We start from the raw sequence: 12269 nt of genomic DNA, 5'->3' as shown, positions 1-12269 counted from the left end.
CTCCCAATCGCACCATTTAGGAATTGAAACTTTCGTTTTTTCTGCTTTTTTAAATATTCAAACGAGTCTCCCAATCGCACCATTTAGGAATTGAAACTAATCCAAACGTAGTCAGAACCGACAAAGGTCAAATTCTCCCAATCGCACCATTTAGGAATTGAAACCCGATTTTCCCGATTATGCGGATGAAGCAGAACGTGAATCTCAATCGCACCATCCAGGGATTGAAGACCGCTATTTAAAATGTTTCGTAGCCCATATGAGCAGAGTGTTTTTTTCTTTGGGTAACTCGAGTTTCTGAATAATACTGCTCCTATGGCCCTCAACTGTCTTCTCAGAAATAAAGAGCATATCTGCTATCTGCCTAGAAGTTTTTTGCTGAGCTATCAATTCTAAAATTTTCTTCTCTGTAAAAGTAAGCTTTTCAATAGTATAATTCTGGTCTGAGGTAGGGGCATCAATCACTAAATCACTTTCAAGGTTCTTACTTACATACTGCTCCCCTCTTTTCACTACTTCCAGACATTTCTGTAGCTCTTCTTGAGCATGCTCTTTCAAGATATAACCCGCTACTCCCCACTGATTGGCTTTATTGAAGATAGTCATTTCTTTATGCATTGTTAGCAGAATAACTCGGGTAGGTAGTTTATGCCGATTCACTTTCTCCAATACTTCAAGCCCGTCCATTCCGGGCATATTAATATCCAGAATGGCAATATTTGGTTTATGTGTCGAAATCAGGTTAAACGCAGTTATCCCGTTCGAACATACATCTTCTACCATATAACCCAAAGCCTCTACAAAAGCCTTAGTCCCCATCAGCGTAAGAGGGTGATCATCAGCAAGAAGTATTCTCATATTTTCGTAGGGATATTAATTGTGATAACAGTACCTTCAGCCGACGAATTGATTTGCGCTTCTCCACCAATTACTCTACTTCTCTCAATAATATTATGAAGGCCAAACGCCTTGCCACTAGTAATGGCCTCTTTTACATTAAAGCCTTTTCCATTATCTTTTATTTCTACTAATATGCGGCTTGCCTGCTCTTCTATCGTAATTTTAGCTGCATGCGCATTAGCATATTTAATAATATTACTTAATGCCTCCTGAATCACCCTATAAATTTGTAACTCATTGGCCGAGCTCAAAGAGCCTGAATAGTTGAGTTCGGTACTTATAAAGAAATTATTCTGATTCTGTATACGCTCAATCAATTGTTCAATATTCGGAATCAGACCTATTTTATCAAACATTACAGGATGCAGATTTCGACTGATACCTCTGATGTCGTTTATGATTGTATCAATTTTACTGCTCACAACCTTAATATCCTGGCTTAAAGTCGTTTTTAAAGCCAGCAGTTCGTGGCTTATGCTATCATGCAAGTCGCCTGCAATCCGTTTTCTTTCTTCTTCTGTGCTTTCTAAAAGTTGCTTTGTAAAGTTCATACTAACCTCCTTTTCTTGTTTCAAAGTCTTTTGCCTTTGCCATAAATAATAAGCCACTATAGCAGCCAGAATCCCAACAAGTGACATTATCAAAAGTGCAATAAAGGTATTTTTTTGTGTAATTTCCTTTTCTTGAAGTGCTATTTGTTGCTCTTTTTTCTCGGTCTGATACTTCTTGTCGAGTTCTTTTACTTTTATTCTCAGATTTCTATTAGAAAGACTATCCTGTGCAATCTTTTGAGCCGCCAGATATTCCCGGGCGGCTTTATAATCTCCTTTCACAAGCGCATCATCATGTAGTATCTGGTTAAATAGTACCAATCGTAGATAATCTTCGTTCTCTTTAAATTCCGGAATTTTTCCAATATAAAAATCAACTTCTTCCGATGGTTTCCCTGCTTTTAAATCATACTCTGTGGCCGCATTATAATAATAATCTAGTGTGGTATAATCACTCATTGATAGAGTTAAGGGCTTTATGTTGTCAAGAATTTTCTTTGCCTCGGCTAGTTTATTTTCACGAACTAGTTTGAAGGCATACCAACTCTTAATTGATAAAGTCTTTTCTTCTGTTTTTTTACTCCATTGTCTATATACGTTCATAGTAGAATCTATAAACGGATATAAATTAGGATGATCCATCTGGGAGTAAAGTGATATTTTATTTAATGAAACTACCAAAAGTACATTCGTATCTTTGGTTTGCTTAACAATCTCAAAGCCCTTGTTTTCATATTTTTCAGCTTCAGGGTAATCGTCCTGATAACGATAGATACAGGCAATACCCGAATAAGTCGCAGCCTGAAAAGTACTATCATTTTGTTTTTCAAACATCTCCAAGCCATCAAAAGCCGACTTTAAAGAGTGCTCCAGCTTACCCGTATTCAGATAAGCAAATATCAGGTTATAGTTCAGAGTAGCTATGTTCTGATACGTATAATAATCTTCAGGCTCAACAAGGCCTTTGTTGAGGTAATAGGCACAACTATCAAACTTCCCATTATCGCAATAGGTATTACCGATGTTGGTATAAATACCAGAATAGTAACGTTTAGGAATTTGAGAACCATACTTAGACACAAAATCAAGAGTCAAGCGTTCAAAGGCAGCATTGTACTTATAATTCCTTGAAATAGTTTTGCCGGCCCAGAATACCACCTGTGCTGCCGAATCAATTTTATTTTCGGTAATTAGCTGATAATATCGGTTATAAAAAAAAGGCAGATAAGTACTATCCTGAAAGTTTCTCTCATCGCTCAGATAAGTCGAATATTGATCCAATACCTCCTCAGAAGGCTTTTGATAAAGCAAATCGTTAGTTTTGTTCTCCGAACAAGACAGTAGTATTATTATAGAGGCTATTACAGCAAAAAGTATTCTCGGCATAGTTTTTATTTTAGCAGCTATAACTTGGAGCTTTAAGAATTTATAACCAAAAATAACGCATTTTCCCCTAATTATTTCATCTAAGCCACAAAACAGGGGTTTCCCCCTACTTGAGTCTTTTAGCCCATGATGAATGTTTTCCGAAACTTAAATCAGTATTCAAATATTAAGGATATAAAGTGAATAAAAATATATAATTTCTGATACACCCTTTTATTGACTTGATGAGTAATATATAAAACTTCTAAAGCAAGGCACATAAACGATGCCTTTTGTCTATATTACCGATTAATACTATTTTGTTTAAAATACTAAAATTTTTTGATTGATGAAAATCTATAATACCACCCTAGGGCCTGTGCTCGAACATGAAGACAATTTCTACTCTTTTAAAGAACATACTTTTGATACACTGGTAAATTATCCTGATCTATACGATTATCTTAAAGAATCACTAAGTACTAAATCAGCAGAAGAAGGCTTTCAGTTAGACGCTTCTCTGCTCCCTCCTATTGTTTCGCAAGAGGTATGGGCATCGGGTGTAACTTATCTGAGAAGCAAAAACGCCCGTATGGAAGAATCGAAAGATGCTGGCGGCGGAGATTTCTATGATAGGGTTTATTCGGCCGATAGGCCTGAAATATTCTTTAAAGCCACTGCTGCCCGTACTGTTGGGCACAAGCAGGATATTAAAATAAGAAGAGACTCAAAATGGAATGTGCCAGAGCCAGAACTTACACTTTTTATTAATTCAAGAAGCGAAATAGTAGGTTATACTGTTGGGAATGATGTAAGCTCGCGCGATATTGAAGGCGAAAACCCTTTGTATCTTCCACAGGCAAAATCTTATGATAAAAGTGCAGCCATTGGCCCGGGAATCCTAATTCTGAAAGACCCTATTGCAAAAGAAACAGCTATACAACTCAATATTGAAAGAGCAGGCGAAACGGTATTCTCACAGACTACACACCTAAGCCAGATGAAAAGAGAATTACCCGAACTTGTAAAATACCTTACTTTCGATTGCACTTTTCCATTTGGTTGTTTCCTGATGACAGGAACAGGCATTGTTCCACCTGATGACTTTTCACTTATCAAAGGTGATACCGTGCACATTTCTATTGATAACATTGGTACGTTAAGCAATACAGTAGAATAATTACGCTAGCATTGTAAAACGCCTAAGATTCCACAGAGTCTTAGGCGTTTATTATTAGCAAAATATTTACTAAAAACTGCTATAAATTCAAAGTTTTAGTATGCACATCATTGCAATTATCAGGCACAAAGCTATCTGTCGCCGAATCACTTATCCATTTCATATCCGACCTTTTACATTCATTAAAATACAATACCCTATCATTTACTTTAAAAGAGGCCAATAGAATATACAAATGTTCTGATAGCTCATCGAAGTGGTCAAACTGATGGGCGAAGAAGCGTTCTCCTTCAATAATCCGTTTGGCATCTAAAAACAATTTTTCCTGATAGTTTTCAAAGAAACTTTTCTGCGCTGCCTCTGTAATACGAACCCTGTTCAAGGTCTTAATAAGCACTCTTGCACCTTCGGCGGCTTCTAGCGTATTTTTCTTTGCAATGGCTGCTTTAATCTTAAAATAAGTCTCAATACCTTGTTTAAACAAGGCCCTTGTATCGGCATCGTTTATTGTAAAGTTTTTTATTTCAACATCAATGTTTTTTTTCGGAATATCACTTATTAAAGTACTCTCAGAAAACATCGGGTTCTTAACAAAGTCTTCATCATCAAGTGTTTTCAAAAAAGCAATAATCTTTTTTTGCTCGTCGGTATTCATCTCAATACCTACCTTCCCATCTTTATTCAGAATCGGGTCAAGGTAATCTGTTTTTTCAACCTTAGCTGCATAATGTTCCAATACCTGTTCTAATGTTGCAAACCTGCCGTCGTGCATATAGGGTGTGGTATAAGTCAAATTCCGTAGGCTGGGTACTTTAAACTTATATATATCGGCATCGTTTTGGCTTATTTCAAACCTCCCTTTATCTCTTTCTCTCAAAGCCAAACCATTGTTTCTGAACGAAAAATCGGTAAAAAGCTCTCCCGAATGGCACGAAGCGCACTTTTGTTTAAATAACACTAAGCCTTCTGATTCAATATCGCTCAGCTTTAGGCCCTCTTTACGCACATAACGGTCATACTTGGCATTAGCCGACACCATTGTGAGCATAAACTGTGAAAGAGCTTTCAATAATCTATCGTTATTAATTTCTCTGCTTCCGAAGGCTTTTTCAAATAAATCGGCATATAGTGGTGTAGCTCTTAGCTTCTCAAGTATGTTTTCGAGCGATTCGTCCATTTCGACAGGATTCGTAATTGGTGAAACCGCAAACAAATCCAGATGAGGCGCAATGCCGTCCCATCCAAAATTACTGGCCCAAGCCAGATTAAACAGCGGCATGGCATTACGCTTGCTTAATCTGTCGTTCACACCGTGGCTCAGTATATGCCCATGTTGCGTAAAACCTGCTGATTGTTGATGGCAGCTACCACAACTTATGGTATTGTCAGACGATAGCGCAGCATCATAAAACAAGGTTTTTCCTAATTCTACGCCTGCTACTGTAATCGGGTTATTTTCAAACGGATAATCAGGCTTCGGAAAATTAGCAGGAACAGAAAAAAGTACAGGTTCCTGAATACTCTTGAAAGATAAAAAGGTAATGGTGAGTAATAGTATCGCTATTTTTAGTTTGACTTTCATTCTGATTATTTTTTGGCACAAAAGCAAATTTCATGGCCTTCTAACCTCATACAATAGCTAATAAACCTATATCAGAAACGTCTGTGTATAAGAAAAATTCTTTCCTGACACCCTTATTTTGAGTTATTGAGAGCTTAAGTGCGTATCACCTCATAAACAATAAAAAACTTATTGATTTTTATTGGCTTCCAAAGCTTTATTATATGTATCTAAACATTTTCCCAGAGGCTTACCCTCTATATGAATACAATTACAGAAATCGTCTACAGCTTTAGGATTTTTGCTCTTCTTGGCTTGTCGCTCACAGTCTTTCAAAGAATTATAAGGTTCAATGTTATACATATTTAGCAGTATTACCATAAGCACAACCAACACAGCAACAGAGCTTATGGCAAACCTTACAGGAAAACGCTTGATTCGCTCATTTTTATCTCTTAAAACCTTATGCTCAGGTGGCTCATTAAAAGGCAAAATGTATTTGATTTTGTGGTAGTCCCACAGAATCAGAAATAAATTAGCCAACACCATTAAAGGAGAAGTTATGTGTGAGCCAACAAACCGAACTGCCAATGATAAGATTGTGATATTAAGGATAATAGGGAAATAAATAAGCGCCCCAAGTGTAGCTGTTCGGGGTATGAGTAATAGAATGGCGGCTGTTACCTGCAAAACACCAATAAATGGATAGTAATACTCGGTGTAATACAATGCCTCCAGATAGTGCCCCATCGGATGATTAACTGAAAGCGAAGTAAAACGTTCATTGAAGATTTTTACCAAACCCGAAGGTATAAAGCCTGCGGCAAGTGCTACTCTGCAAAAAATAGAAAAGTACTGTAGCCAGATGTTTTTTCTGAGCCCTGCATGAATCTGGTCAAGTTTAGAATAAAAGCTCATAGGTTGTAGTAATAAATACTGAAACTGTATTGAACGTTTTAAAGCTAAAGAATATTTTTAATTTTTAGCTTGAGTACGGTTGTATTATTTTACACTACCTTATCCAATGCCTATTTATTCTTTAGCTACTCTGCTACTTGCTATCAAGCCCCTACTATAAATGTTAAAAACTGTTTTTATATAGAGAAGTTGTTTAGGATTATTCCTTACATTTAAAAATGTGTTGTTTTGGCTGCGCCTTCATCAAATGATTTCAACCATAGCGCTACTATGATTTCATCATTTGATTTGGCTCGCTCAAAACACCCCGATTTTTAAATTATAATTAAAATCCTAAACAACTTCAGAATTAGCTTTTAAAGAAATGCAATAGCTCTATTATTTAATAATATTAAAATGCAACAATGTTGCATAATTAAAATGATGAATTTATATTTGCAACAACGATGCAAATATAAATTTAAAATGAAAAAATTACCAGTAACTGTTCTTTCGGGTTTTCTGGGTGCCGGAAAAACCACTTTACTCAATCATATTCTCCATAATAAAGATGGCTTGAAAGTAGCTGTGATTGTGAACGATATGAGCGAAGTAAACATTGATGCCCAATTGGTTGAAAAAGAGAATACCTTGTCTCGTACAGAAGAACGCCTGGTTGAGATGTCGAACGGGTGTATTTGCTGCACACTGCGAGAAGACCTGATGATTGAAGTTGAAAAATTAGCCAAAGAAAAACGCTTTGATTACCTGCTCATTGAATCTACGGGTATTTCGGAGCCTGTGCCTGTTGCGCAGACTTTCAGTTTTACAGACGATGCAAACGGTATTGATTTAGCCAAATGGGCTTATATTGATTGTATGGTAACGGTAGTAGACGCTTTCAATTTTGGTAAAGACTTTGGTTCGGCAGATACTGTTAAAAGCCGCAGTTTGAACGATGATGAACAAGATTACCGCACAATTGTAAATCTGCTAACTGACCAGATAGAGTTTGCTGATGTTATTATTTTAAATAAGACCGACCTTGTAAGCCCGTATCAGTTAGGTGAATTAAAAGCTGTAATTCATTCACTGAACCCCGGTGCAAAAATCATCGAATCTTCTTTCAGCAAGGTAAATCTTGATAAAATTATAAATACTGGCTTGTTTGATTATGAGAAAGCAGAATCATCAGCAGGGTGGATTCAGGAATTAGAGAACCGTAAAAACGGTAAGGGACATACGCCTGAAACTGAAGAATACGGCATTGGTAGTTTTGTTTTCCGAGATAAACGACCTTTCCACCCCGAAAGATTCTGGAATTACTTATCTGAAAACTGGCACGCAGGTATTATCCGCTCGAAAGGTTTATTCTGGATAGCCTCACGCCCCGATGAAGCATTGAACTGGAGCCAAGCAGGTGGTTCTGTAAGAGCAGAAAATGCTGGTGTATGGTGGGCAAGTATGCCTTTCAATCATCGAATCCGCTACAGTTCATTTATTCAGAATCAAAAACAGATTGAAAACCGTTGGGATAGAAGATTCGGAGACCGCCAGAATGAATTAGTCTTTATTGGTCAGGATTTGAATCAGGATATGATTAAAGCCGAACTAGAATCTTGCCTCTGTACCGAAGCAGAAATAAAACACATGGAAGCAAGCGGAAAGTTCAAAGACCCATTCCCATTACTGAGCTAAATCTTCTTTTAATATTTTTATATATGCAACACTATTGCAATAGCAAGGATATTTTTTTAATTTTGCAACAATATTGCACAAGCAACATTATTGAATTAACCTACCCTCACAAACATTAATCATTCAATGAACAAAAAATCTTTACTTTTTCTAATTGGTCTGTTTACAATAACCTCCAGCATTACTTATGCTCAGTATAAACTCAAGGGTATTGTAAAATATGAAGACCAGACAAATGCGGTGGGAGCAACAGTAAACCTGGAAACAGATGCCTTGAAAAAAGGAACAACAACCGGAAATAATGGCGAATTTCTATTCGAAAACCTGCCAACAGGGAAGTTTAAATTGATAATTAGCTCTATAGGTTACGAAAACTTTGTTTTAGAAGGAAACCTTAAAGAAGAAGAAAAAAAGGTTAATATTTTATTGATACCTGCGGCAAATCAATTGCAAGATGTAGAAATAGTTGGCCGTGCCCGTAAGGATTATTCGAGTGATTACAGTTTTTCTGCTACTAAAATTGCTATTAAAAATAAAGAACTGCCACAGGCCATGAGTACTGTTACAAAAGAACTCATAACTGACCGACAAGCGTTTCAACTAGCCGATGCCGTAAAAATTGCCAGTGGGGTTATTCCTTCGAGTTATTATAACCAATACGCTATCAGGGGCATAAGCCAGAACGAAGAAGGACAGATTATTAATGGTATGCGTACCCGTCAATATTATTTTCTGCAACCACTTACAACAAATATTGAGCGTGTAGAGGTACTGAAAGGGCCTGCTTCTGTTACATTTTCAAGCGTTGACCCTGGAGGGAGTATAAACATGATTACCAAAAAACCACTGGCTGAAACTCGCAGAGAAGTAAGCCTGAGTGCGGGTAGCTTCAGTACGCTACGTGGTACACTCGATTTTACAGGGCCACTAAATGAATCCAAAACTTTATTATATCGCATCAATGGGGCTTATCAGGAAGCTAGTTCTTTCAGAGATTTGGTAGGCAATAAATCGGTTCTCGTTTCACCATCTTTTAGCTACATTCCAAATAACAAAACCGCCATTAATACAGAGTTGATTTTCAGCAATATGATTGGAAATCTTGACCGTGGGCAACCTATTTTCGGAGCAATAGCAGGAAAAACTGACCTCAACAGTACACCCATCAGCCTTAATTTAGGGGCTTCAAACGATTTCTTTAAGTCGAAAGAGCTAATTCTGACGGCTAGTCTTTCTCATAAATTCACGCAGAATATCACCTTTAATGCTTCTTACATGAAGCAAACCTGGACAGAAGATTTACAAGAACACCGCACCACCAATGCCTTTGCTACTGATATTACAGGCGTGCCCGTTACAAGTTTGGTTATGATGCAATTGGTACAACGCAAACAAAACTGGAATACCGATAACCTGAATGCCTATTTTAATTTTAACTTCAATTTGGGTAAAACCTCACACAAATTTTTAGTGGGCTACGACTTACAAAACTGGCAGAAACTGAAAGGTGGTGGCCAAAATGCTGCTCGTGGTTTTTTGCTTAAAGATGGCACAGTAGCCAATAGTTTTGTGGTGGCCAATGCTGCCAATTATCAGACAATTACGGTTGATGGCAAAGTATTACCCAAACCAAATGCCAACTACTTCGATTTAAAAAATCCTGCTTATACCATTCGTAACCTGAACGATTATGTGATGAATGTGCGCTCGGTATTGCCTTCGGCGCTTACTAGCACCAATGCCATTTATTTACAAGAGCAACTCAAAATAGGAAAGTTTTCAGCACTACTAAGTTTAAGAAACGAATGGTTTGAAGACATTACTAATTACGAAGCTCCAAAAGAAGCCTCGTTTAAAAACACAGCACTTATTCCTCGCATCGGGCTTACTTATGAAGTCAGCAAAAGCGTAAATGTGTATGCTACTTATCTGACGGGCTATCAGCCACAATCTAATACAGTTTCGTTGCTACCAAGCACAGGTAATTACTTTGGAGCCGACCAGTCAGCCGCACAATTTAAGCCTTTGATTAGTGATTTAAAAGAAATCGGCATGAAGTCTACAATAGGCGGAAGCCAGTTTACCCTGAGTGCTGCGCTTTATGAAATCAATCAGAAGAATATTCTGATGAATGCCAACGACCCCACGAACCCCGACTTACTGGTGCAGAGAGGTGCAGACCGTAGCCGAGGTTTTGAAACTGATTTAGCAGGCTATATTCTCCCAAACTGGCAAATTAATGCTTCTTACAGTTTTATTGACGCCGTAATTATGATGGATAGAGACGAAAAACTAGTAGGCCAACGCAAAGAAAACACGCCAAAACATAGTGGTAATTTGTGGACACGCTACAATTTCGGCAACTCATCAGCTTTAGATGACCTCGGCGTTGGGCTGGGTTTGCAGGCACAAAGCAGCCGTATACCGTGGTTTAGCAGAGCTTTTGAGGTACCTGCTTTTGCAACTCTTGATGCAGCAATTTATTATACCCCTAGTAAAAGCAATGTGCAGATGGCGCTCAACATCAACAATATTTTTGACAAAACCTATTGGATTGGCGCACAGAACTACACCCGCTTATTTCCGGGAGCACCACGTAACTTTATACTCACGGCCACATACAAATTCTGATAAATAGTACATAAAAAATAGATTTCTACCACTTATTATGCGATTTACTATTCTAAAAATACTTTCGAGGCAAGTCTTAATTAGTACGCTCAAAAATAAAAGTACTATTGTGCTGATAGGCATTTTTAATATACTAATCATAGCGGCTCTGTTTTCTGGTTATAGTGCTTTCAGGCAGCAGCAAGCTTCGGTAAAAGACCATAGCCACGAAGTGCGTGAACGCTGGGAAAATAACCCCGATAAACACCCACACCGCATGGCCCACTATGGCTATGTGGTTTTCCGTCAGAAATTCCCATTAAGTTTCTTCGACTTCGGCATGGACAGCTACCTGGGCAATGCGGTGTTTTTAGAAGCACACCGCCAGAATACTGTCAATTTTTCGGAGGCTAGTTTGTCTAATGGTTTGCTGCGTTTTGGCGAAATTTCGGCAGGTATGATCTTACAGGTACTACTGCCCCTACTCCTATTCTTCTGGGGTTTTGATTTGATTGCCAGAGAAAGAGAAAATGGAACATTGCGCATTTTACTTACCCAAGGCATTAGCTGGCCAGAACTCATTGTTGGCAAGGCACTAGGCTTGTTTTACTTATCACTTAGCATTTTTACTCCGGCCATTGTTATCGGGTTTATTTTACTGGCAAGTAACAATTCTGGTTTACATAATTCACAGGCTTTTGGTCAGTTTTCTGTCTTAATTACCAGTTATCTGGTTTATTTATCTATTATTTCACTACTTGCAGTTTATGTATCGGCGCAAAGTAGCAGTTCTAAAGCTGCACTTATTAAGCTTATTGGCTGCTGGTTGGTGTTTACGCTTATACTTCCGAAGATTTCGCAAGTGGCAGGGCAAAGCCTTTTCCCTTCGCCATCTAAGATAGCGTTTGATACCAAAGTAGAAGAAGAATTAATTAGCCAAGGAGACAGCCATAATCCTAATGATCCACATTATAAAGCCTTAAAAGACTCGTTACTTAGGGCTTATAATGTAGATTCAACACATAAACTTCCCTTTAATTATGGCGGATATGTGATGCGTGAAGGAGAGAGGTTAAGTGCAGAAGTATATAATCGCCATCAGGAAAAACTTGTATCTATCTATCAGCAACAACAAAATGCTGTTCGTCTGACAGCTCTCATAAATCCTTTTTTAGCGATTAAAAATCTTTCAATGGCGCTGGCAGGAACAGACTATAACACATACAATGATTTTCAGAATCAGGTTGAAGCCTATCGCTACAAGCAGGCACAGGCTATGAACGAATTGCAGATAAAACTCATCAGCAATAAAATCAAAAGTTCGTCAGATAAAAGTAGCGCCGTTAGCAGCCAATACTGGAAAGATTTTCCCGATTTTGACTATCATTTTTTGTCCTTTACTCAAGTGTTCGGCAAAGAAATCATTGCTATTATTTCCTTAATCATCTGGGTTGTCGGGCTATTCTTTTTAATAAAAACAACTTCTACCCACCTAAAAGCATTTTGA

Annotated in this window: 8 protein-coding genes and 1 CRISPR repeat array (1 of these 9 cut by a window edge); of the genes, 4 read left to right on the top strand and 4 right to left on the bottom strand. The window is 37.8% G+C overall.

What is annotated here, in order from left to right; translation table 11 throughout:
• Positions 1–231: direct repeats of the CRISPR family, unit length 30 nt; it reaches 9011 nt to the left of the window's first position.
• A gap of 3 nt (positions 232–234) precedes the next feature.
• Both WAE64_RS03990 and WAE64_RS03985 read right to left on the bottom strand, forming a co-directional pair.
• Positions 235–858, bottom strand: a complete 624-nt coding sequence (locus WAE64_RS03990; protein ID WP_340234857.1) for a response regulator — start codon at positions 856–858, stop codon at positions 235–237.
• On the bottom strand, positions 855–2837 hold the full coding sequence (locus WAE64_RS03985; RefSeq protein ID WP_340234856.1) for an ATP-binding protein: 1983 nt from the start codon (positions 2835–2837) through the stop codon (positions 855–857). The genes WAE64_RS03990 and WAE64_RS03985 overlap by 4 nt, the downstream gene beginning before the upstream one ends.
• A gap of 328 nt (positions 2838–3165) precedes the next feature.
• Between WAE64_RS03985 and WAE64_RS03980 the strand changes: the two genes are divergently transcribed.
• Entirely contained in the window at positions 3166–3996 is an 831-nt protein-coding gene (locus WAE64_RS03980) for a fumarylacetoacetate hydrolase family protein (RefSeq protein WP_340234855.1), read from the top strand.
• A 79-nt stretch (positions 3997–4075) separates the two neighbouring features.
• On the opposite strand, the gene WAE64_RS03975 is transcribed toward WAE64_RS03980, so the two are convergent.
• On the bottom strand, positions 4076–5578 hold the full coding sequence (locus WAE64_RS03975) for a cytochrome c peroxidase (protein WP_340234854.1): 1503 nt from the start codon (positions 5576–5578) through the stop codon (positions 4076–4078).
• 168 nt (positions 5579–5746) lie between these two features.
• Positions 5747–6475, bottom strand: a complete 729-nt coding sequence (locus WAE64_RS03970) for a DoxX family protein (protein ID WP_340234853.1) — start codon at positions 6473–6475, stop codon at positions 5747–5749.
• A gap of 465 nt (positions 6476–6940) precedes the next feature.
• On the opposite strand from WAE64_RS03970, the gene WAE64_RS03965 reads away from it, so the two are divergent.
• The 3 genes from WAE64_RS03965 (at position 6941) to WAE64_RS03955 (ending at position 12269) form a co-directional block, all read left to right on the top strand.
• Entirely contained in the window at positions 6941–8152 is a 1212-nt protein-coding gene (locus WAE64_RS03965; RefSeq protein ID WP_340234852.1) for a GTP-binding protein, read from the top strand.
• 126 nt (positions 8153–8278) lie between these two features.
• Positions 8279–10783 carry a TonB-dependent siderophore receptor gene (locus WAE64_RS03960; protein ID WP_340234851.1) on the top strand — a complete coding sequence of 835 codons (2505 nt, stop codon included), beginning with the start codon at positions 8279–8281 and terminating at the stop codon, positions 10781–10783.
• A gap of 37 nt (positions 10784–10820) precedes the next feature.
• Positions 10821–12269, top strand: coding sequence for an ABC transporter permease (locus WAE64_RS03955; RefSeq protein ID WP_340234850.1), 1449 nt, complete (start codon positions 10821–10823; stop codon positions 12267–12269).

The sequence above is a fragment of the Emticicia soli genome (assembly GCF_037860775.1).
GTDB classification, from domain to species: domain Bacteria; phylum Bacteroidota; class Bacteroidia; order Cytophagales; family Spirosomataceae; genus Emticicia; species Emticicia soli.
Note: the sequence above shows the minus strand (reverse complement) of the source record. Positions and strands in the feature narration are given on the sequence as shown.